17 protein-coding genes and 1 tRNA gene are annotated in these 22252 nt (G+C 67.6%); 7 read left to right on the top strand and 11 right to left on the bottom strand.

Annotated features, from left to right (window positions below):
- Nucleotides 1-49: 49 nt before the first annotated feature.
- From ACGFZK_RS34095 to ACGFZK_RS34070, 6 genes are all read left to right on the top strand, one after another.
- Nucleotides 50-778, top strand: a complete 729-nt coding sequence (locus ACGFZK_RS34095; RefSeq protein ID WP_393852729.1) for a Crp/Fnr family transcriptional regulator — start codon at nt 50-52, stop codon at nt 776-778.
- Between the two features lie 93 nt (nt 779-871).
- Entirely contained in the window at nt 872-1594 is a 723-nt protein-coding gene (locus tag ACGFZK_RS34090; RefSeq protein ID WP_393852728.1) for a hypothetical protein, read from the top strand.
- Entirely contained in the window at nt 1591-3726 is a 2136-nt protein-coding gene (locus ACGFZK_RS34085; RefSeq protein ID WP_393852727.1) for a hypothetical protein, read from the top strand. Before ACGFZK_RS34090 ends, ACGFZK_RS34085 begins: the two co-directional genes overlap by 4 nt.
- A 1-nt stretch (nt 3727) precedes the next feature.
- Nucleotides 3728-4858: a hypothetical protein gene (locus ACGFZK_RS34080; protein WP_393852726.1), complete on the top strand. Its 1131-nt coding sequence runs from the start codon at nt 3728-3730 to the stop codon at nt 4856-4858.
- Nucleotides 4855-5349 carry a Pycsar system effector family protein gene (locus ACGFZK_RS34075; protein ID WP_393852725.1) on the top strand — a complete coding sequence of 165 codons (495 nt, stop codon included), beginning with the start codon at nt 4855-4857 and terminating at the stop codon, nt 5347-5349. Before ACGFZK_RS34080 ends, ACGFZK_RS34075 begins: the two co-directional genes overlap by 4 nt.
- Nucleotides 5350-5375: 26 nt before the next feature.
- Nucleotides 5376-6326, top strand: coding sequence for a M48 family metalloprotease (locus tag ACGFZK_RS34070; RefSeq protein ID WP_393852724.1), 951 nt, complete (start codon nt 5376-5378; stop codon nt 6324-6326).
- Nucleotides 6327-6396: 70 nt separating this feature from the next.
- On the opposite strand, the gene ACGFZK_RS34065 is transcribed toward ACGFZK_RS34070, so the two are convergent.
- From ACGFZK_RS34065 to ACGFZK_RS34015, 11 genes are all read right to left on the bottom strand, one after another.
- A complete protein-coding gene (locus ACGFZK_RS34065; RefSeq protein WP_030388876.1) occupies nt 6397-10296 on the bottom strand; it encodes a DNA-directed RNA polymerase subunit beta' in 3900 nt (1299 codons plus the stop codon).
- Between the two features lie 97 nt (nt 10297-10393).
- Entirely contained in the window at nt 10394-13876 is a 3483-nt protein-coding gene (gene rpoB / locus ACGFZK_RS34060; RefSeq protein ID WP_393852723.1) for a DNA-directed RNA polymerase subunit beta, read from the bottom strand.
- 565 nt (nt 13877-14441) lie between these two features.
- Nucleotides 14442-14825: a 50S ribosomal protein L7/L12 gene (rplL, locus tag ACGFZK_RS34055; RefSeq protein ID WP_393852722.1), complete on the bottom strand. Its 384-nt coding sequence runs from the start codon at nt 14823-14825 to the stop codon at nt 14442-14444.
- A 110-nt stretch (nt 14826-14935) separates the two neighbouring features.
- The gene (rplJ, locus tag ACGFZK_RS34050; RefSeq protein WP_030008449.1) at nt 14936-15466 is read right to left on the bottom strand and encodes a 50S ribosomal protein L10; all 531 of its coding nucleotides are present in this window, start codon (nt 15464-15466) and stop codon (nt 14936-14938) included.
- A 247-nt stretch (nt 15467-15713) separates the two neighbouring features.
- Nucleotides 15714-16619 carry a hypothetical protein gene (locus ACGFZK_RS34045; RefSeq protein WP_393852721.1) on the bottom strand — a complete coding sequence of 302 codons (906 nt, stop codon included), beginning with the start codon at nt 16617-16619 and terminating at the stop codon, nt 15714-15716.
- A 65-nt stretch (nt 16620-16684) separates the two neighbouring features.
- A complete protein-coding gene (locus ACGFZK_RS34040) occupies nt 16685-17638 on the bottom strand; it encodes a hypothetical protein (protein WP_393852720.1) in 954 nt (317 codons plus the stop codon).
- 174 nt (nt 17639-17812) lie between these two features.
- Nucleotides 17813-18541, bottom strand: a complete 729-nt coding sequence (gene rplA / locus ACGFZK_RS34035) for a 50S ribosomal protein L1 (RefSeq protein WP_031147455.1) — start codon at nt 18539-18541, stop codon at nt 17813-17815.
- Between the two features lie 88 nt (nt 18542-18629).
- Complete coding sequence (gene rplK / locus ACGFZK_RS34030) at nt 18630-19064, bottom strand: 50S ribosomal protein L11 (protein WP_030008445.1); 435 nt, start codon at nt 19062-19064, stop codon at nt 18630-18632.
- Between the two features lie 165 nt (nt 19065-19229).
- Complete coding sequence (gene nusG, locus ACGFZK_RS34025; protein ID WP_393852719.1) at nt 19230-20141, bottom strand: transcription termination/antitermination protein NusG; 912 nt, start codon at nt 20139-20141, stop codon at nt 19230-19232.
- A gap of 83 nt (nt 20142-20224) precedes the next feature.
- Nucleotides 20225-20506, bottom strand: coding sequence for a preprotein translocase subunit SecE (secE, locus tag ACGFZK_RS34020; protein WP_030388883.1), 282 nt, complete (start codon nt 20504-20506; stop codon nt 20225-20227).
- Between the two features lie 106 nt (nt 20507-20612).
- Nucleotides 20613-20685, bottom strand: a tRNA-Trp gene (locus tag ACGFZK_RS34015).
- 193 nt (nt 20686-20878) lie between these two features.
- On the opposite strand from ACGFZK_RS34015, the gene ACGFZK_RS34010 reads away from it, so the two are divergent.
- Nucleotides 20879-22105: a pyridoxal phosphate-dependent aminotransferase gene (locus tag ACGFZK_RS34010; protein WP_393852718.1), complete on the top strand. Its 1227-nt coding sequence runs from the start codon at nt 20879-20881 to the stop codon at nt 22103-22105.
- Nucleotides 22106-22252: the final 147 nt, after the last annotated feature.

Here is a 22252-nt window from a genome sequence, read left to right as displayed (position 1 = left end):
AACGTTGAGTAAATTGACCGGCCTGATCACCGGGCGGGGGCGACGGCAGATGATCGAAGATGCGGACCTGATCGTGGGCGGCGGCGAAGGCGGGCTGGACGACCGGGTGCCCTTCCTCGCCCGCCTGGAGGAGTGCGACGGCGCGGCATTACGGGCGCTCGGGCGCGAGGTGGTCTACCAGCCCCGGAGCACCCTGCTCCACCAGGACGAGCCCACCACGCACGTCCTCCTGATCCTGGACGGATGGACCAAGGTCACCGTCGCGCACCCCAACGGCTACCAGGCCCTCCTCGCCCTGCGGGGGCCGGGCGACATCATCGGAGAGTCCGCGGCTCTCACCCAGCGCCCCCGCTCCGCGACCGTGACGGCGCTGGAACGGGTCCGCGCGGTCGTCGTCGAGCACGAACGCTTCCGTGTCTTCCTCAGCCGCTTCCCCGGCGTCGCACTCCAGCTGCTGGCCCTGACCTCCGACCGGACCCGGGCCGCGGACCGACGCAATCTTCAGTTCGCCTCCATGCCCGTCCGCGAGCGGCTCGCAGTGCTCCTCCTGGACCTCGCACACATTCACGGCAGGCGCACCGCGGAGGGGGTGGAAGTGGCCGTCCCGCTCACCAAACAGGAACTGGCGGGCGCCGTCAGCGCCTCCCGCGAGATGGTCCAGCGTGAGCTGAAGAGCCTGCGCGACCGGGGCGTCATCAGCACCGGTCGGCGCACGCTGGTGATCGTACGGCCGGACGTGCTGCGTCGCATCGCCTGCGCCCAGCCGCCGACCACCTGAGCAAAGACCCTCCGCTCCCTCAGTGCACACCGTCACATTCGGATGCGTCATCCTCCCTCACGGCGCCCGGGCCCACTGCCCGACGCTGCATGCATGACACAGCCACAGCCCCTCTTCCGGACCCTCCTCCTCATCGACACGGAGCGGTACAGCGACCGCGACGACGTCCAGCAGGGCTACCTCCGGCGCATGCTCTTCGGAATCGTCGACCGCGTCCTGCTGGCCGCCGGTGCCGACCAGAGCCTGCGCCGACGCGCCGACCGCGGTGATGCAGTGATGGAGCTGATCGATCCCTCGGTGCCACTGACCGACCTGCTGCGGAGCCTGCTGAAGGACGCGCCCGGCGAACTGCACGCCGTGAACCGGCTGGCGGCCAGCTCGGCGCAGATCCGGCTGCGCGCCGTCCTGGCTACGGGCTTCGTTGACATCGACGAGTTCGGCGGCTGGGTGGGCACGGACCTGAACAACGCCTGCCGTCTCCTCGACGGCGGTCCGTTGCGGGCCGCACTGCGGGAGCGCCCGGACGACTACGCCCTGTGCGTGTCCGAGGCCGTGCACGCGGGCATCGTCGCCCACGACCACCGCGGCATCCCGAAGGAGGAGTTCCACGCGATCACCGTCCCCACCAAGAACGGCCCCATGGGCGCCTGGCTGCACGGCCCGCTCCCCGGCTCGGCCCCGACACCGCACCGGGCCCCGGTCGCCCGCTCTGCATCGAGCACAGCCGGCCTCGACTTCCGGGGTACGAACCACGGAGTGGTCGCGCAGCACGTCGAGGGCGCCATCACCTTCGGCGGCCCGGGTGAGCGCCGGTGAGCGAACAGGCGTCGTCCGCGGATCCAGAGGCAGCCACCGCCGCACCCGCGCAGGACGAAGCGGCTGCCGTAGCCGAGCAGCCTGCCCAGGAGCCCTGGGCGGCCCGTCGGGACCTGGACGAACACGCCCCCAGCTCAATGGGGTTCGGCTTCCGGGGGACCAACCAGGGCGTCGCGGCGCAGCGGATTATCGGCGACATCATCACGGGCGGAAAAACCGAGCACCACTACAACTTCGGCGGATTCGGCAGTGGCCAAGTATCCGGCGAGATCCCGGCGCAGTCCTTGGAACGGCTCGCAGAGGACTTCGTCTCGGAAGGCACCGTGTTCCCGCAGCTGCTGGAGAGGCTGCGCGAGGAACGAGTGATCGTCCTGACAGGTGCCCCCTTCACCGGTCGCCGCACCGCGGCCCTCATGCTGCTGCATCATCTGGGCGCCACCCCTGTCCGCGCCCTCGACCGGAACGTGACCCCGGGCGAGCTGAGCGTGCGGCTGACATCGGGCGACGGGGCACTCGGGCAGGTGCTGTGCGATCTGGACATCTCCCGCGAACAGCCGCTGCGCGAGGCCCATCTGCTGGCGCTGCGGGACCTGATGCGGGAACGGAACGCATACCTCGTGATCACGACGGGCCGCAGTCCGTACGTCGAGGACACCGTCGGGCTCGCCGCCTGGCGCCCGCCCCAGCCGGCCGCCGTCCTCCAAACCCTGCTGCCCAAGAGGACGGACGCCGCGCACGCCCAGCGGCTGCTGGCCCTGCCGGCCGTCTCCGAGTTCCTCTCTCACGAGCGCCAGATCCGTGAGGTGGTGCGGTACGTGGCGGTCCTCGCCGAGGCAGACGAGGAGCGGATCCGGCAGTACTCGCTGATCACGCTGGAACAGCAGGTACAGGAGTGGTTCGAGGAGGCCGAGACACCCGTGCAGTTACGGGAGAAGGCCTTCCTCATCGCCCTGGCCGCCTTCGACCACGGGCCGTACGCACTGACCGCGGAACTGAGCGACACCCTCTACGCCGCCCTGCGCAGCACGGGGGACGACCAGTACCAGGAGCCGATTCCGGTCTTCGGCACCCACATCGGCAAACGCCTGCAGAACGCACGCGCTCGGAGCTACACCGCCGACGAGATGACCGAGTGGGGTTCGGTCACCCAGGTCAAAGCGGCCTTTCACGACGCGCGGGTGGCACCGGTCGTCCTGCGGGAAGTCTGGACCGGCCATCCCGCAGCCCGCCCGGCACTGATCAAATGGCTCGACGCCCTCTCCGTCGACGGGCGCCCCTTCGTCCGGACACGGGCCGCGGCCGCTGTCGCCGTTCTGGCCTACACCGACCTGCCGTCCGCCATGGCACTCATCGTGGAGCGCTGGGCGGGGGCCAGGGAATCCCGGCGCCAGCTGACGGCGGTCAGTGCCCTCACCCTGGCCCACCGGATCGGCGCCCCGAACATCCCGCGGATCGTCGACGTCTGGAGTACCGACCACCAGGACCCGAAGCGCTGCTGGGTGGCAGTCCGCGCCCTGGGGCTGATCGGGCCCGAACGCCCCGTGGAGGCCCTCACAGCCCTCCAGGCGCAAGCCCGGCACCAGTACGGCAAGCAGGCCGAGCAGTCACGTATCGGGGCAGGCGACCAACAGGTCACCGCAGAACTCCCACAGTCCGTCGCCCTACTGCTGCTCTCCCCGGCAGCCGAGCCGGCCCTCGCCGCCCTGCTTCCGGCCCTGGACAGCCATCCCTCCGCCCGTGCACTCGCGCTGGAAGGCGTCCTCACCGCCTGCGAACGGTCTGACGGGGCCGCTTGTCCGCCGATGCTGAACCGGACCGTCGGATCCCCCTCCGCCTCGGCCGCCACCGCCCGGCTGCTCCGGGCCGCGCTCAACGACCGTACGACCAACGACCGGGCCGAGAACGTGCTGCGGAGCTGGGTGCGGGCCGCGGACGGGGACCTGCGCACGGCACTGGCCCTCGCCGATCTGCTTCCCACGGTCATCGCTGGCCCCCGCGACGCAGCACGGCTCGACCATCTGCTCGACACCGTGCAGGGCCTGGACGGTCAGTCACGGCCTGCCGTCGCGAAGCGCCTACGCGCCGCACTCAACCGTTCTGTCCCCCGCGCCCAGGTACTGCAGGAGGCCTGACATGAGCAGTTCCCTCTACCGCTCCACCGACTGGGACCAGCGCGCCGACCGGCACACCCTGCTGAAGGATCCGATCGTCACCGTCCGCCAGATGGGTCGCCTGGGCCTGCCCGGCGGCCCACCGACCCGTATCGATCACGCCCTCGTCTACACGACCAGGCGGGGCGACTTCGAAGTCTTCCTCCCCCCGCACCGGCCCCGTCGGATCCCCCGGCGCTACACCGCGGTCTACGAGGTGGACATGGGCGTACATCCCGTACGAGCCGGTGTTCTCCTGCCCAGCACCGATGACGCGCACGAATTCGACGCGAGTGTCGAACTCGAATGGCAGGTCACGGACCCGGCCCGGTTCGTCCGCAGCGGACACCGCGACGTCCCCCGCCTCCTGTTGGGCGCCATCGAAGAGAGCGCCCGTCCGGTCACCCGCCGGTTCCCCATCGGCGACAGCGCGGGCGCCGAGGCGGAGGTGCTGGCCGTGGTCCGCGAGGGCAAGCCGCTGGGCGAGGAGGCAGGGCTGCGGGTCCTGTGGACCGTCCGACTGCGCCGGGACGGGGACAACATCGCCCACGCTCGTCGCCTCCAGGCGATCGAGCACACCACGGCCGAGGAGGTCATGACCCAGCAGGGAGGGATCCGGGCAGACCTGGAGAAGGCCCGACGCACCCATGCCCAGCACCAGCACCGGCTGGAGCTCCAGGCGTACGAGGCGCAGCGGATCGACTTCTACCGCGAGTACCTGACCCGGGGCGGGATCGATGCCTGGGCCATGCACCTGGCCCAGCACCCGCAGGACTCTGCAAAGGCCATGAGCAGCCTTCGCCAGGATCAGCGGGAGCGCCTCCAGGCGCAGATGAATCTCATCAAGGAGATGCTGACCAAGTCGGGCACCGAGCCCTTCGAACTGGAAGGGCCACGCCGGCTCGCGATCGACGCGTTCAACGCCGTGTTCGGCCAGCACGTGCCAGGGGAGCAGGGCTCCGGGGACCCGGAGGCCGGCGCCGAGGTGACGGAAGCGGCCACCGTAGAGCACGACCGCCCGTCCGTACCCGCACAGCCGACCGTCGTGGACCTGCCCGCCTGGCAACCGGTGGTGCCGCCGGACCCGCCCACCGCGCCCGGTGAGCTCCGGTGAGCGCCTCCGACGAGGCAGCAGCCAGGCTCCTTGCCGACCTGCGTGTCGAAATCGCCCGCGCCGACAGCAAAGCGGCCCTGCTTGTCGGTGCGCTCGGGGTGACCGCCGGGGTGGCCGGCGGTCCGCTGTCCGGACCGATCCGGTACCCCGATTCCCCGTCCGTCTTCCCTCTGGCGCTCTGGTGGGCAGCAGCGGCCTCACTCGCTCTGGCTCTGCTCGCCCTGCTGCTCGCCGTACTGCCGCGGTCCCTGCACTCCGACTGGCAGGCGGGACATCCGCTCGCCTACTTCGGCGACATCCACCGCGCGGACCGCCAGGGCCGGCTGGCCGAGGCTCTCGACGACACCGGTCACGACCCGGGCACCGCGGTGCGCGCTGCGCTGGCCGCGACCGGCCGGATCGCGGTCCGCAAACACCAGTGGATCCGCGTGGGCCTCGCGGCCTACGGCTTCGGCGCACTGCTGCTGCCCACGGCCCTGTTCCTCGGCTGATCCCATCCCGCACCTGGAGGCCACCTATGGACGACACACCCGCCCCGCCTGACGATCTGGAGTACCGCAATGTCCCCGGTACCCGTCTCACCTTTCGGGCACGGCAGCGCCGGACCGACCACACAGTCTGGCTCTCGCTCGCCCTGCACCTGCCCGCTTTCCTCTTCAGCTCCGCGCTGGTCCTGGCGGCGGCCCTGGGGTTCGACGCCTGGTTGGGCGTCCCGGTATGGCTGCCCACCTCTCTGTGGGCCGCTTCCGGGATCCTCGCCTTCCACCGACCGACCGAAGGGCTCCTCGCCCGCTACGTGCTGCACTTGCACCGGCCCCTCCCCGCCGAGCTGACCACGCTCGCCCCGGTGTGGCACGAGGTCACGGCTCGGGCGGGCGTGGACGGGAGGCTGTACGAGCTGTGGGTCGAGGACAGCGACGACGTGAACGCCCTGGCTGCCGCCGGCCACATCGTCGCCGTCACCAGCCGAGCTCTGCGGGACCTGCCCACTTCCAGGCTCGCTGCCGTGCTCGCCCATGAGCTGGGACACCACACGAGCGGTCACTCCTGGTCGGGAATGCTCGGTTGGTGGTACGCGATACCCGGGCGCTTGGTCTGGCGGGGGCTGGCCCGTGTGAAACCACGACTGGTCCGAATCGCAGGAAGGGCGTCGGGCACGGCCCTCGCCGTCTTGGTCGTCCTCGCCGGCCACGTCACACTGCTCACGCTGAAGGCGACCTACGGCCTTCCCCTGCTGTTGCTCTCCCTGCCCTATCTGGTGGCGGCCGTCGGCAGGCGGGCGGAGCTACGGGCCGACGCTCACGCAGCCCGCCTCGGATTCGGGGAGACCCTTGCACTGACCTTGCAGGAACGGCTCGCGGAGTCCTCCGCACCCAGAGCCTGGGAGCGGCCCGGGCGCGCGGCCCGGCTGCTGTCCCACCACCCCGATCACCGGACCCGGTTGCATCATCTGCAGAAGCATCTGTGAGGGTCCCGGAACGGCCGCAGGGCGGCCACCCTCTCGGGTGACCGCCCTGCGGTTACTGCTTGTGTCCGACTCAGCCGTTGTACGGGCCGTAGTCGTAGTCCTCCAGCGGGACGGCCTGGCCGGAGCCGGAGCCGAAGGGCGAGTAGTCGATGTCGTCGTAACCGACGGCCGAGTACATCGCTGCCTTGGCTTCCTCGGTGGGCTCCACCCGGATGTTGCGGTAGCGGGCGAGGCCCGTACCGGCCGGGATGAGCTTACCGATGATGACGTTCTCCTTGAGGCCGATGAGGCTGTCGGACTTGGCGTTGATCGCCGCATCCGTCAGGACTCGGGTCGTCTCCTGGAAGGAGGCGGCCGACAGCCAGGATTCCGTCGCCAGCGAGGCCTTGGTGATACCCATCAGCTGCGGACGGCCGGAGGCGGGGTGACCGCCCTCGGTGACCACACGACGGTTCTCGGTCTCGAACTTCGACCGCTCGACCAGCTCGCCCGGCAGGAGCTCCGCGTCGCCGGACTCGATGATCGTCACGCGGCGCAGCATCTGCCGGATGATGATCTCGATGTGCTTGTCGTGGATCGACACGCCCTGCGAGTTGTAGACCTTCTGGACTTCGCCGACCAGGTGGACCTGGACGGCACGCTGACCGAGGATGCGCAGCACGTCGTGCGGGTTGGTGGCACCCATGGTGAGCTTCTGGCCCACCTCGACGTGGTCGCCCTCGTGCACGATGACCTTGGCGCGCTTCGAGATCGGGAACGCCGTCTCGTCGCTGCCGTCGTCGGGCGTGATGACGATCTTCTTCGTCTTCTCGGTCTCCTCGATCCGCACGCGGCCGGCGGCCTCGGAGATCGGGGCGACACCCTTCGGGGTACGGGCCTCGAAGAGCTCGACGACACGCGGCAGACCCTGCGTGATGTCGTCACCGGCCACACCACCGGTGTGGAAGGTACGCATCGTCAGCTGGGTACCGGGCTCACCGATGGACTGGGCGGCGATGATGCCGACCGCCTCACCGATGTCGACCAGCTTGCCGGTGGCGAGCGAGCGTCCGTAGCAGAAGGCACAGGTGCCGACCGCGGACTCACAGGTCAGGACCGAGCGGGTCTTGACCTCCTCGACGCCGTTGGCGACCAGGGCGTCGATGAGCACGTCACCGAGGTCGACGTTGGCCGGCGCGATGACCTTGCCGTCGATGACGACGTCCTCGGCCAGCATGCGGGCGTAGATCGAGGTCTCGACGTCGTCGGCCTTGCGCAGCACGCCGTCCTCGCCGCGAACGGCGATCTTCAGCTTCAGACCGCGCTCGGTGCCACAGTCCTCCTCGCGGATGATCACGTCCTGCGAGACGTCCACCAGACGACGGGTCAGGTAACCCGAGTCGGCGGTACGCAGGGCGGTGTCCGCCAGACCCTTACGGGCACCGTGCGTGGAGATGAAGTACTCCAGAACGGTGAGGCCCTCACGGAAGGACGCCTTGATCGGACGCGGGATGGTCTCGTTCTTCGCGTTCGACACCAGACCACGCATACCGGCGATCTGTCGCATCTGCATCATGTTTCCTCGGGCACCCGAGTCAACCATCATGAAGATGGGGTTCGTCTTGGGGAAGTTCGCGTTCATCGCCTCGGCAACCTCGTTGGTCGCCTTGGTCCAGATCGCGATGAGCTCCTGCGTGCGCTCGTCCTTGGTGATCAGACCGCGCTCGTACTGCTTCTGGACCTTCTCGTCCATCGCCTCGTAGCCCGCGACGATGGCCTTCTTGGCCTCGGGCACGACGACGTCGGAGATGGCCACGGTGACGCCCGAACGGGTCGCCCAGTGGAAGCCGGCCGCCTTCAGGTTGTCGAGCGTCGCCGCCACGATGACCTTGGGGTAGCGCTCCGCCAGGTCGTTGACGATCTCGGAGAGCTGCTTCTTGCCCACCGAGTAGTCGACGAACGGGTAGTCCTCGGGAAGCAGCTCGTTGAAGAGCGCGCGACCCAGGGTCGTCTTCAGACGGAAGCTGTCGCCCGGCTGGAACTCCTGCTCGCCCTCTTCGGCGACCGGCGGCACCCAGCCACGCGGCGGGATGGTGCCCACCGGGAAGCGGATGTCGACGGACGACTGGAGCGCGAGCTCGCCGTTGTCGAACGCCATGGTCGCCTCGGCCGTGGAGCCGAACGCGCGGCCCTCGCCCTTGGTGTCACGGAGCTCACCGTCGGTGGTCAGGAAGAACAGACCGAGGACCATGTCCTGGGTCGGCATCGTGACCGGACGGCCGTCGGCCGGCTTCAGGATGTTGTTCGAGGACAGCATCAGGATGCGGGCCTCGGCCTGCGCCTCCGCGGAGAGCGGCAGGTGCACGGCCATCTGGTCACCGTCGAAGTCCGCGTTGAACGCGGTGCAGACGAGCGGGTGGATCTGGATGGCCTTGCCTTCGACCAGCTGGGGCTCGAAGGCCTGGATGCCGAGGCGGTGCAGCGTGGGCGCACGGTTCAGCAGAACCGGGTGCTCGGCGATGACCTCTTCGAGGACGTCGTAGACGACCGTGCGGCCGCGCTCGACCATCCGCTTGGCGCTCTTGATGTTCTGCGCGTGGTTCAGGTCGACCAGGCGCTTCATCACGAACGGCTTGAAGAGCTCCAGCGCCATGGCCTTGGGCAGACCACACTGGTGCAGCTTCAGCTGCGGACCGACGACGATCACGGAACGCGCGGAGTAGTCCACACGCTTGCCGAGAAGGTTCTGACGGAATCGACCCTGCTTGCCCTTCAGCATGTCGCTGAGGGACTTCAGGGGACGGTTACCGGGACCGGTGACCGGACGACCACGACGACCGTTGTCGAAGAGGGCGTCCACGGCCTCCTGAAGCATGCGCTTCTCGTTGTTCACGATGATCTCGGGGGCACCGAGGTCGAGAAGACGCTTCAGACGGTTGTTGCGGTTGATCACGCGGCGGTACAGGTCGTTCAGGTCGGAGGTCGCGAAGCGGCCACCGTCCAGCTGCACCATCGGACGCAGGTCCGGCGGGATGACCGGCACGCAGTCGAGCACCATGCCCTTGGGCTTGTTGCTGGTCTGCAGGAACGCGGAGACGACCTTGAGGCGCTTGAGCGCACGGGTCTTCTTCTGGCCCTTGCCGGTACGGATGATCTCGCGGAGGCGCTCGGCCTCCTCCTCGAGGTCGAAGGACTCCAGGCGCTTCTGCAGCGCGGCGGCGCCCATGCAACCGTCGAAGTACGTACCGAAGCGGTCGCGCAGCTCGCGGTAGAGCAGCTCGTCGCCCTCGAGGTCCTGGACCTTGAGGTTCTTGAAGCGGGCCCACACCTCGTCAAGGCGGTCGATCTCGCGCTGGGCGCGGTCACGGAGCTGCTTCATCTCGCGCTCGGCACCTTCGCGCACCTTGCGGCGTACGTCGGCCTTCGCGCCCTCGGCCTCGAGCTCGCCCAGGTCGGTCTCGAGCTTCTTGGCACGGCCTTCGAGGTCCGCGTCACGGCGGTTCTCGATCTGCTGGCGCTCGACGGAGACGTGCGCCTCCAGCGACGGGAGGTCGCGGGTGCGACGCTCGTCGTCGACGAACGTGATCATGTACGCGGCGAAGTAGATGACCTTCTCGAGGTCCTTCGGCGCGAGGTCCAGCAGGTATCCGAGGCGCGACGGGACGCCCTTGAAGTACCAGATGTGGGTGACGGGAGCGGCAAGCTCGATGTGGCCCATCCGCTCACGGCGCACCTTGGCGCGCGTGACCTCGACGCCACAACGCTCACAGATGATGCCCTTGAAGCGGACACGCTTGTACTTGCCGCAGTAGCACTCCCAGTCCCGGGTAGGACCGAAGATCTTCTCGCAGAAGAGTCCGTCCTTCTCGGGCTTGAGGGTGCGGTAGTTGATGGTCTCCGGCTTCTTGACCTCGCCGTGCGACCAGGTTCGGATGTCGTCCGCGGTGGCAAGGCCGATCCGCAGCTCGTCGAAGAAGTTGACGTCGAGCACTGTGCGTCAATCCCTCTTTCGGGGTCGAGTCTCAATCATGGTCTGAACGGTCCCGGGGATGACGGGGGGCTCTTGAGCGAGCCCCCCGTCAGGCCCGTCAGACCTCTTCGACGCTGCTCGGCTCGCGCCGGGACAGGTCGATACCGAGCTCCTCCGCCGCGCGGAAGACGTCCTCGTCGGTGTCGCGCATCTCGATGGACATGCCGTCCGAGGACAGCACCTCCACGTTGAGGCAGAGCGACTGCATTTCCTTGATGAGCACCTTGAAGGACTCGGGAATGCCCGGCTCGGGGATGTTCTCGCCCTTGACGATGGCCTCGTAGACCTTCACGCGGCCGGTGACGTCGTCGGACTTGATGGTCAGCAGCTCCTGGAGGGCGTAAGCGGCGCCATAAGCCTCGAGCGCCCACACCTCCATCTCACCGAAGCGCTGGCCACCGAACTGCGCCTTACCACCCAGCGGCTGCTGCGTGATCATCGAGTACGGACCGGTCGACCGAGCGTGGAGCTTGTCGTCGACCAGGTGGTGGAGCTTGAGGATGTACATGTACCCGATCGAGATCGGGTCCGGGAACGGCTCGCCGGAGCGGCCGTCGAACAGACGCGCCTTGCCGGACGGGAGGACCAGGCGGTCCCCGTCGCGGTTCGGGATGGTGTGCTCGAAGAGGCCGGCGAGCTCGTCCTCGCGGGCACCGTCGAACACGGGGGTGGCGACGTTGGTACCGGGCTCGACCTTGTCGGCACCGATGACCTTCAGACGCTCGGCCCAGTCCTCGGCCAGGCCGGAGACGTCCCAGCCGCGGCTGGCGAGCCAGCCGAGGTGGATCTCCAGGACCTGTCCCGGGTTCATTCGGGACGGGACACCCAGCGGGTTGAGGATGATGTCGACCGGCGTGCCGTCTTCCAGGAAGGGCATGTCCTCGATCGGAAGGATCTTGGAGATGACACCCTTGTTGCCGTGGCGGCCGGCGAGCTTGTCACCGTCGGTGATCTTGCGCTTCTGGGCGACGTAGACGCGGACCAGCTGGTTCACGCCCGGAGGAAGCTCGTCGCCCTCCTCGCGGTCGAAGACGCGGACACCGATGACCTTGCCGATCTCACCGTGAGGGACCTTGAGCGAGGTGTCACGCACCTCGCGGGCCTTCTCACCGAAGATCGCGCGGAGCAGGCGCTCCTCCGGGGTCAGCTCGGTCTCACCCTTGGGCGTGACCTTGCCGACCAGGATGTCGCCGGCGACGACGTCCGCACCGATGCGGATGATGCCGCGCTCGTCGAGGTCGGCGAGGACCTCTTCGGAGACGTTCGGGATGTCCCGGGTGATCTCCTCGGGGCCCAGCTTGGTGTCACGGGCGTCGACCTCGTGCTCCTCGATGTGGATCGAGGAGAGGACGTCGTCCTGCACGAGGCGCTGCGACAGGATGATCGCGTCCTCGTAGTTGTGACCTTCCCAGGGCATGAACGCGACGAGCAGGTTCTTGCCGAGGGCCATTTCGCCCTCTTCGGTCGCGGGACCGTCGGCGAGGACCTGGGACTCGATGATCCGGTCACCCTCGTTGACGATGACCTTCTGGTTGACCGAGGTGCCCTGGTTCGAGCGGGAGAACTTGGCGACGCGGTACGTGGTGTACGTGCCGTCGTCGTTGGCGACGGTGATGTAGTCGGCCGAGACCTCCTGGACGACACCGTCCTTCTCCGCACGGATCGAGTCACCGGCGTCGACCGCACAGCGGTACTCCATGCCGGTGCCGACGAGCGGCGCCTCCGCCTTGATCAGCGGAACGGCCTGGCGCATCATGTTCGCGCCCATGAGGGCACGGTTGGCGTCGTCGTGCTCCAGGAAGGGGATCATCGCGGTCGCGACGGACACCATCTGGCGCGGGGAGACGTCCATGTAGTCGACGTCGTCGCCGGCGATGTAGTCGATCTCGCCACCACGACGGCGAACCAGCACGCGGTTCTCGGTGAAGCGCATGTCCTCGGACAGGCCGGCGTTGGCCTGGGCGATGACGAAGCGGTCTTCCTCGTCGGCCGTGAGGTAGTCGACCTCGTCGGTGACGACACCGTCGATGACCTTGCGGTACGGGGTCTCGACGAAACCGAACGCGTTGACGCGACCGTAGGACGCGAGCGAGCCGATCAGACCGATGTTCGGGCCTTCAGGGGTCTCGATCGGGCACATGCGGCCGTAGTGCGACGGGTGAACGTCACGGACCTCGAAGCCGGCCCGCTCACGGGACAGACCGCCGGGGCCCAGCGCCGACAGGCGGCGCTTGTGGGTCAGACCCGAGAGCGGGTTGTTCTGGTCCATGAACTGGGACAGCTGGCTGGTGCCGAAGAACTCCTTGATGGAGGCGACGACCGGCCGGATGTTGATCAGGGTCTGCGGCGTGATGGCCTCGACGTCCTGAGTCGTCATGCGCTCGCGGACGACGCGCTCCATACGAGCCAGACCCGTGCGGACCTGGTTCTGGATGAGCTCGCCGACGTTGCGCAGACGACGGTTGCCGAAGTGGTCGATGTCATCGGTCTCGACCACGATCGAACGGCCGGACTCGCCGGTCGTCTCGGTCTCGCCGGCGTGCAGCTTGACCAGGTACTTGATCGTTGCGATGACGTCGTCGGTGGTGAGCACACCGGCGTCGAGCGGCTCGTCGGCGCCGAGCTTCTTGTTCACCTTGTAGCGGCCGACCTTGGCGAGGTCGTAGCGCTTCGGGTTGAAGTAGAGGTTCTCGAGCAGCGTCTGAGCAGCCTCGCGGGTCGGCGGCTCGCCCGGACGCAGCTTGCGGTAGATGTCGAGCAGCGCGTCGTCCTGACCCTGGGTGTGGTCCTTCTCCAGGGTGGCGCGCATGGACTCGTACTCGCCGAACTCCTCGAGGATCTGCTCGGTGGTCCAGCCGAGAGCCTTGAGGAGGACGGTGACGGACTGCTTGCGCTTGCGGTCGATGCGGACACCGACCATGTCGCGCTTGTCGATCTCCATCTCCAGCCAGGCACCCCGGGACGGGATGATCTTGGCGGAGAAGATGTCCTTGTCGGACGTCTTGTCGATGGAGGAGTCGAAGTAGACACCAGGGGAACGGACAAGCTGCGACACGACGACACGCTCGGTGCCGTTGATGACGAAGGTGCCCTTGTTGGTCATGAGCGGGAAATCGCCCATGAAGACCGTCTGAGACTTGATCTCTCCGGTCTCGTTGTTCGTGAACTCGGCCGTGACAAACAGCGGAGCCGCGTACGTGAAGTCGCGCTCCTTGCACTCGTCGACAGAGTTCTTCGCCGGCTCGAAACGGTGGTCGCGGAAGGTCAGCGACATCGACCCGGAGAAGTCCTCGATCGGCGAGATCTCCTCGAAGATCTCTTCCAGACCGGACTTGGTGGGGACGTCCTGTCCACTCTCAAGCGCCGACTCGACGCGAGACTTCCAGGCGGCATTGCCGAGAAGCCAGTCAAAGCTCTCGGTCTGCAGCGCCAGGAGGTTCGGAACCTCGAGGGGCTCCTTGATCTTTGCAAAGGAGATGCGCAGCGGGGCGGTGCTGGCACCGTTGTTCGTATTGGTCGAGGCGTTGCGCGAGGCGGCCAAGAGGGGGTCCTTCCGAGGGCTCGGACTCACTACGCGCGTACCGGTCCCAGCAGACACAGAAGACAAGCCCCCCAAATCCAGCCGGAAGGCCAGGTCAGGGTGGATCAATCAAGTGTGCTCAAGCGTGGGCATGTCCCTGGCGACGGGCAGGGGACAGCTAACAGGCAGCGCAAAGGGTCAGTGTAGCCACTCGGCTCACTGATGTCCAGACCAGGTCTCCGGAAACCGGCAACAGGCCTTCCCCATGTCGTTCACACTGCGTCCAACGCTGCGGCTCCCGCACACAGAGCGCGTATCAGTACTGCCCTCTTCGTAGTCGATCCATGCCTCGGATCTCGGATCGAGGCGGTCGACCTCTCGACGGGTCTGAGAATGCTGCGCCGCGTGCCGTTCGTCAAGGCCCCCTGCTCCGAGCGGATCATCTTCGGACCCTGCGTCGGAGCAACGATGATCACCCTACTCCCCAACGAGAGCAGGGCAAATCAGGCACTGCGGGTACGCCAAAGGGCGACCACCCTTACGGGTGATCGCCCTTGGTTGAGGCCTCGGGGAGGCCCCAGAGGTGTTACTTGACCTCGACAGCCGCGCCGGCAGCCTTGAGGGACTCGGCGGCCTTGTCAGCGGCCTCCTTGGCGACCTTCTCGAGGACCGGCTTCGGAGCGCCGTCCACGAGGTCCTTGGCCTCCTTGAGGCCCAGGGAGGTCAGCTCACGCACGACCTTGATGACCTGGATCTTCTTGTCGCCGGCACCGGTGAGGATGACGTCGAACTCGTCCTGCTCCTCAGCGGCCTCGGCGGCCGGGCCACCAGCGGCGGGACCGGCAACGGCGACGGCCGCGGCGGCGGTGACGTCGAACTTCTCCTCGAAGGCCTTCACGAACTCGGAGAGCTCGATGAGGGTCATCTCCTCGAACTGGGCGAGGAGGTCGTCCTGAGAGAGCTTCGCCATGATGGGCGATCCTTCCACTAAATCGGCAGGTGCCGGATGTATATAGAGGCGGGCGTAACGGCCCGCTACGACCCACGCACTAGGCGGCGTGGATCAGTGCGCGAGCCGAATTACTCGGCACCGCCCTGCTCGGCGAGCTTGACGCGAAGCGCTTCCGCGGTGCGGACGAACTTCGACGGCAGCGCCTGGAAGAGCGAGGCAGCCTGAGACTGCTTGCCCTTGAACGCGCCGGCCAGCTTGCTGAGCAGAACCTCGCGGGACTCGAGGTCCGCAAGCTTCTTGATCTCATCGGCGGTGAGCGCCTTACCATCAAGGACACCCGCCTTGATGATGAGGTTCGGGTTGTCCTTGGCGAAGTCACGCAGGCTCTTCGCCGACTCCACCGGGTCACCGGTGATGAAGGCGACCGCGGTCGGACCAGCAAAGTGCTCGTCCAGCGCGGTGATCCCGGCCTGGTTGGCCGCAATCTTGGTCAGCGTGTTCTTCACCACGGCGTACTGGGCGTTCTCACCAAGGGAGCGACGCAGCGTCTTGAGCTGCGCGACGGTGAGACCCCGGTACTCGGTCAGCACGGCGGCGTTCGAGCTCTGGAACGCGTCCTTGAGCTCGGCTACCGATGCAGCCTTGTTGGGCGTCGGCATGGTGCGTTCGCCTCCTTCCGGGTGATGAGGACCGCTCAGAAGGGGCTGAAATAAGAAACGCCCCGGCGCAGGCGCCAGGGCGTGGCTCAACCGGAACGAATTCCGGGAACCTTCCACAGTCACCTACGCGGGTCGTCCGCATTCAACGGATCCTTCGGCCACCGAACCCTTGCGGGCACGGCAACGACCAGCGGTCTTTGGCTTCTGGAGAAGACTACGTGAAGGGGTGCAGCCGAGGCAAATCGCCTCAGGAGTCGAGGTCCAGACCACCCATTCCCGCGTCCCGCAGCGTCTTGTCGGCCTCCTTGAGCTTGCGGTCGGTCTCCTTCATCACGTCGTCGAAGGCGACGACCTGGTCGGCCGGCGGGGCCTGGATCGGGGTGACCTTGCCGAAGTCGGAGAACTTCGCCGTGGTCTTCGTCGTGCCCTTGCCGTCCGAGCTCACGACGTCTGCGCGGACCGGGTAACCGTCCTTGCCGATCCACAGGTCCACCTCGAAGGTGGTGATGTGCTTCACGGACTCGTGGAGGTACTGGCGGTTCGCCTCCTCCATCACCTTGGTGGACTCGTCCGCCTTGAGCAGGTCCGCGTTGGCGAAGCTGCCCTTGTAGTGCTCGGCGTCGATGCCCTCGGCCGTCTTCTCGGCGCCGACGTGCGTGAGCTTCTCCTGGCCCAGCAGCATGGCGAGGTACTCGGCCGGGTCGTCGTTGAGCCGGACCCCCGGCTTGCCGTCCTTGGCGAGGTTCATGCTCATCCAGGACTTGCCCTCGAGGGGCTCGCCCAGGTGGGTGTAGACCATGTCGCCGATCATGATCGAGCGGGTGTCGGGCTTGTCGCTCTTCAGGACCACGTCGTGGCTGGACGGGTACCAGCCCTTGGTGCCGGACTGGCCGCTGGTCTTGCCGTCGCTCCCGACGGTCGACAGCTCCGCCTTGGCGAACTTGGCGGCCACCGTCTTCAGGTAGGACGCCTTCACCGCCTCGACGGGGGAATGCGCCTTCTCGGCCGCCGCCTTCTCGGCCGCCGCCTTGCCCCCGTCGGCCTTGCCGGTGCCCGCGTCGGCCTTGTCGCCGCCACAGGCCGTGAGGCCGCCCACGAGCAGTGCGGTGCCCGCCATTGCGATACCGGCTCGGGTCCGGACAGCCTTGTTCATCTGGTTCTCCCCCATGTGTGGATCTCTGGTGCTGAAATGCGTACTGCGTGAGGCGCGCGGGGCGGTCAGGCCCCCGCGCCGCTCCGGCCCAGCTCGCCGAGCATCGCGAAGAGGTCGAAGGTCTCGTTGTCCGGCGGGGTCTGCACGGTGGCCGCGGAGCCGTAGTCCGAGTAGTAGGCGTCCATGTTCATGGTCCCCTGGGGCATCCCGATGCCGACCTTCATGTGGACCGGGTAGCCGTCCTTGTTGACCCAGACGTCCATGTCGTAGCCCTTGATGCCGGCCTTCTTCGTGGCCTCGACGAGCTTCGTGCGCTCGGCCTCCGAGAGCACCTTGGCGGACTCGTTCGCCGCGAGCATCTCCTCGAAGGACAGGGTGCCCTTGTAGTGCTCCGCGTCCGCGCCCTCGACCTTCTCGGATCCGAGGTGCTTCACGTTCGGCGAGCCGATCAGCAGGGCGAGCTGCTTGGCCGGGTCCTGGTTCTGGTCCATGCTGCTCATGCCGCTGAGCTTCTTGATCGCCTCGGCGTCGCCGGAAGCCTGCGCGGCCGCGTTGATGTCCAGCTTCATCCAGCGCTTGCCGTCCAGGCCGTCGGACATCGGGGAGTCCTTCGGCACCTCCATGAACATGACGTTGTTCGACATGATCATGCGCATGGAGTCGGTGCCCGAGCCCGGGGTCAGCGCGCCCTTCATGGTGATGTCCATGACCTGCGGGTCCCAGCCCTGGGTACCGGTCATCTCCACGGTGCCGCCAGCGCCCAGCGACGCGGGCATCGACATGGTCATGCGGACCTTGGCCGACTTGGCGGCGGAGGTCTTCTTGTACGCGGCCGTGAGCGCCTCGGTGGCGGAGCCTCCCGCCGCGGGCTTGCCCGGCTGCGCGGACGCCCCGGAGGTCGCGGAAGCCTTGCCGGCGTCTTCCTTCTTGCCGTTCTCACACGCCGTGGCCCCACCCACGAGCAGTACGGCTGCCAGAGCGGCGCCGACGGTCTTCCTCCGGTACGCGGACACGCGCATCCCCCACCCCTTGATCAATCACTAGTTCGAGCCGACCTTACGTTCCCCGTGGCCGGATCGCTTCCCTATTAGGCCCCGCATCCAGGGATATGTGGCCCTCAACACGGGAACGGGCCCCTCGCCGCCCTGTGAAGGGGGCGAGGGGCCCGTCAGCCACTCGGTGAGCCGTCAGGCTCAGACAGCAGCCGGGTCTTCCTCGACGAGGAGGTTCCGGGTGCGGTTGGAGTCCAGCTGGATGCCGGGGCCCATCGTGGTGCTGAGGGCGGCCTTCTTGATGTAGCGGCCCTTGGCGGCGGACGGCTTCAGACGAAGGATCTCGTCCAGGGCCGCGCCGTAGTTCTCGACCAGCTGCTCATCGGAGAAGGAGACCTTGCCGATGATGAAGTGCAGGTTCGAGTGCTTGTCGACGCGGAACTCGATCTTGCCACCCTTGATCTCGGTGACAGCCTTCGCGACGTCCATCGTGACGGTGCCGGTCTTCGGGTTCGGCATGAGGCCACGGGGACCGAGCACGCGGCCGAGGCGGCCGACCTTGCCCATGAGGTCCGGGGTGGCCACAACGGCGTCGAACTCGTTGAGGCGGTTGCCCTTGGCGATCTCGTTGATCAGCTCGTCATCGCCGACGATGTCGGCGCCGGCGGCTTCCGCGGCCGCTGCACGGTCACCGGTCGCGAAGACCAGGACCCGGGCGGTCTTGCCGGTGCCGTGCGGGAGGTTCACGGTGCCGCGGACCATCTGGTCGGCCTTGCGCGGGTCGACACCCAGGCGGAAGGCGATCTCGACGGTGCTGTCGAACTTGGTCGTGGAGGTCTCCTTGGCGAGACGGACGGCCTCGAGCGGGGCGTACAGCTTCTCCCGGTCGACCTTGGCGTCCGCAGCGCGGAGAGTCTTGCTGCGCTTCACTTCTGCTCCTGTGTTTTGGCTTCAGGCATGGAGTCGTGGTGCGGACCAGCGCTTGGTCCTACCACTGATGGTGCTGGGGGTGGCTGGATCAGCCTTCGACGGTGACGCCCATCGAACGCGCGGTGCCGGCAATGATCTTGACGGCGGCGTCGATGTCGTTGGCGTTCAGGTCGGGCATCTTCAGCTCGGCGATCTCCTTGACCTGGGCAGCCGTGAGCTTGGCGACCTTGGTCTTGTGGGGCTCGCCGGAGCCCTTCTCGATGCCCGCGTGCTTCAGGATGAGGCGCGCGGCCGGCGGAGTCTTGGTGATGAAGGTGAAGGAGCGGTCGTCGTAGACCGTGATCTCCACCGGCACGACCATGCCACGCTGCGACTCGGTCGCGGCGTTGTAGGCCTTGCAGAACTCCATGATGTTGACGCCGTGCTGACCGAGCGCGGGGCCGACCGGCGGAGCCGGGTTGGCCGCACCGGCCTTGATCTGGAGCTTGATAAGCCCCGTGACCTTCTTCTTCTTGGGAGGCATTGCTCTCTCCGGGTCCTAGTGAGAGTTTTCAGCCGCCCATCCGGTCATCCGGATGGAGGCATACCGCACCACGATAACGGGTATCGGTGCGGGGCTAAAAACCGAGCAGGTCAGACCGCCCTTCACGGGGCGATCTGACCTGTCCGGAAGCTGTCGCTCAGAAGATCAGTTCTTCTGGATCTGGTCGAAGCTGAGCTCGACCGGGGTCTCGCGGCCGAAGATCTCGACGAGGCCCTTGACCTTCTTCGAGTCGGGGTTGATCTCGTTGATGGTCGCCTGCAGCGTGGCGAACGGGCCGTCGGTGACGGTGACCGAGTCGCCGACCTCGAAGTCCAGGACCTCGATGGTGCGCTTGACGGCGGGCGCGGGCAGACCGGCCTCTTCCGCGGCGGCCTTGGCGGCCTTCTCCTGCGCCTCCGGGGCGAGCATCTTGACGATCTCGTCCAGCGTCAGCGGGTACGGGTCGTACGCGTTGCCGACGAAGCCGGTGACGCCAGGCGTGTTGCGGACGACACCCCAGGACTCGTTCGTCAGATCCATGCGGACGAGAACGTAACCGGGCAGCTTGTTCTGCCGGACGTTCTTGCGCTCGCCGTTCTTGATCTGGACGATCTCTTCCTCGGGCACCTCGGCCTGGTAGATGAACTCCTCGACGTTCAGCGAGACGGCGCGCTGCTCCAGGTTGGCCTTCACGCGCTTCTCGTAGCCGGCGTAGGTGTGGATCACGTACCACTCGCCGGGGAGCAGGCGCAGCTCCTCGCGCAGGGCCTGGATGGGGTCGACGGGCTCGGCGGGCTCGACCGGAGCGGCCTCTTCGGCCTCTTCCTCGTCGGCCTCGGCCTCGACGCCGGCCTCGGCGTCGTCGGCAGCCTCTTCGACCTCGGCGTCGTCCTCGGCCTCGGCGTCAGCCTCGTCGGACTCGACGTGCAGCGCGGCCTCTTCGGCGGCGACACCCGCCTCGGCGTCGGCGAGCTCGGCTTCGTCGGGGTCCACAGCGTCTGCCGCCTCGACGATGTCGAGCTCGTCCTCGACGGACTCGACGGAGTCGTGGCTCGCGTTCAGGTTCGGGTCAGACACGGTGGCTGCTTCTTCCTGGATACAAAAGGTGGTGGAACATGCGAAAACGGGCGACACCATCAAGGCGCCGCCCCCCGCGGGGATCAGCCGAAGACGAACTTGATGGCTTTTTCGAACCCAAAGTCAATCACGGTCACCAGACCGATCATGATGACGACGAAGACAATCACCACGGTGGTGTACGTCGTGAGCTGGTTGCGAGTGGGCCAGACAACCTTGCGGAGTTCCGCGACGATCTGGCGGTAGAAAAGCGCGAGCCGGCCCAGAGGACCCTTCTTGCCGCGCTTGCCGCCCTTGCGGGCCTTCTTCTCGCGCGTCTCGTCCTCGGCGTCAGGCATGTCGATGGAGCCCAGGGCGTCCGTCACGTCTCTCACCTGAATCCGGGTCGTGGCCGTACCGCGCCCGGTTGCGCCGCACGGCGTTGCATCTAAGTACGTACCTGCGCACACACGTCCGAGATGGAGTGTGGAGCAGGGCCGGAGGGACTCGAACCCCCAACCGCTGGTTTTGGAGACCAGTGCTCTACCAATTGAGCTACGACCCTTTGCGTCCCCCAACCTACCGCATCCGGGCGAGTGCACGGAGTGCTCACGCTCTGCAGCGACTGGCGAGGGCCAACGACAGGTGAGTGTACGTGAACCGGACCGTGACGTCGAACAGCACCCGACCTGACATGCGTCGGTCCGTTGGTTGAAACGGTGTGCGGCGCTTCTTTGCCGTCTGGGACGATTGCTCGCATGACCTCTGCAACGCCTTCCTCCGAGCGCCGGGTGTCCGCCCGTATCGGCGCCATTTCCGAGTCCGCCACCCTCGCCGTCGACGCCAAGGCCAAGGCCCTCAAGGCCGCCGGGCGCCCGGTGATCGGCTTCGGCGCCGGCGAGCCCGACTTTCCGACCCCGGACTACATCGTCGAGGCCGCGATCGAGGCCTGCCGCAACCCCAAGTACCACCGCTACACGCCGGCCGGCGGCCTGCCCGAGCTGAAGGCCGCGATCGTCGCCAAGACGCTGCGCGACTCCGGCTACGAGGTCGACGCCTCGCAGATCCTGGTGACCAACGGTGGCAAGCAGGCGATCTACGAGGCCTTCGCGGCCATCCTGGACCCGGGTGACGAGGTCATCGTCCCGGCTCCCTACTGGACCACCTACCCGGAGTCCATCCGTCTCGCCGGCGGCGTCCCGGTCGAGGTCGTCGCCGACGAGACCACCGGCTACCGGGTCTCCGTCGAGCAGCTGGAGGCCGCGCGCACCGAGCGCACCAAGGTCGTCCTGTTCGTCTCCCCGTCCAACCCGACCGGCGCGGTCTACAGCGAGGCCGACGCCGAGGCGATCGGCCGCTGGGCCGCCGACAAGGGCCTGTGGGTCCTGACCGACGAGATCTACGAGCACCTGGTCTACGGCGACGCGAAGTTCGTCTCCCTGCCGGCGATCGTCCCCGAGCTGGCCGACAAGTGCATCGTCGTCAACGGTGTCGCCAAGACGTACGCGATGACCGGCTGGCGCGTGGGCTGGATCGTCGGCCCGAAGGACGTGGTCAAGGCCGCGACCAACCTGCAGTCGCACGCCACCTCCAACGTCTCCAACGTGGCCCAGGTCGCGGCGATCGCCGCCGTCTCCGGCAACCTGGACGCCGTCCACGAGATGCGCGTCGCCTTCGACCGCCGCCGCCAGACGATCGTGCGGATGCTGAACGAGATCGACGGCGTCGTCTGCCCCACCCCCGAGGGCGCGTTCTACGTGTACCCCTCGGTCAAGGGGCTCCTCGGCAAGGAGATCCGCGGCAAGCGGCCGCAGAGCTCGGTCGAGCTCGCCGCCCTGATCCTGGACGAGGTCGAGGTCGCGGTCGTCCCGGGCGAGGCCTTCGGCACCCCCGGCTACCTGCGCCTGTCCTACGCCCTGGGCGACGAGGACCTGGTGGAGGGCGTGTCCCGCATCCAGAAGCTCCTGGCCGAGGCCAAGGCCTAGAGCGGCCCGCGGCCAGATCTGAGCGGCGGGGGGCCCCCGCCGGGGGGGGGGGCGCGCCGGGGGGGGGGGGGGCGCCGGCGCGCCCCCCCCCCCCCCCCCCCCCCAGGGGCGCCCCCCCCCCCCCCGCCACCCCCACCCCCCCCCCGC

The sequence above is a fragment of the Streptomyces sp. NPDC048257 genome (assembly GCF_043201855.1).
Classification (GTDB): domain Bacteria; phylum Actinomycetota; class Actinomycetes; order Streptomycetales; family Streptomycetaceae; genus Streptomyces.
The sequence above is the reverse complement of the archived record's forward strand: the minus strand, read 5'-3'. Positions and strand labels throughout refer to the sequence as shown.

Bases quoted from the DNA above. Each gene is read 5' to 3' on its own strand.
- ACGFZK_RS34095 (WP_393852729.1), top strand. From the start codon at position 50: ATGATCGAAGATGCGGACCTGATCGTGGGCGGCGGCGAAGGCGGGCTG.
- ACGFZK_RS34090 (WP_393852728.1), top strand. From the start codon at position 872: ATGACACAGCCACAGCCCCTCTTCCGGACCCTCCTCCTCATCGACACG.
- ACGFZK_RS34080 (WP_393852726.1), top strand. From the start codon at position 3,728: ATGAGCAGTTCCCTCTACCGCTCCACCGACTGGGACCAGCGCGCCGAC.
- ACGFZK_RS34070 (WP_393852724.1), top strand. From the start codon at position 5,376: ATGGACGACACACCCGCCCCGCCTGACGATCTGGAGTACCGCAATGTC.
- rplL (WP_393852722.1), bottom strand. From the start codon at position 14,825: ATGGCGAAGCTCTCTCAGGACGACCTCCTCGCCCAGTTCGAGGAGATG.
- rplJ (WP_030008449.1), bottom strand. From the start codon at position 15,466: ATGCCGACGCCCAACAAGGCTGCATCGGTAGCCGAGCTCAAGGACGCG.
- ACGFZK_RS34045 (WP_393852721.1), bottom strand. From the start codon at position 16,619: ATGAACAAGGCTGTCCGGACCCGAGCCGGTATCGCAATGGCGGGCACC.
- ACGFZK_RS34040 (WP_393852720.1), bottom strand. From the start codon at position 17,638: ATGCGCGTGTCCGCGTACCGGAGGAAGACCGTCGGCGCCGCTCTGGCA.
- rplK (WP_030008445.1), bottom strand. From the start codon at position 19,064: ATGCCTCCCAAGAAGAAGAAGGTCACGGGGCTTATCAAGCTCCAGATC.
- ACGFZK_RS34010 (WP_393852718.1), top strand. From the start codon at position 20,879: ATGACCTCTGCAACGCCTTCCTCCGAGCGCCGGGTGTCCGCCCGTATC.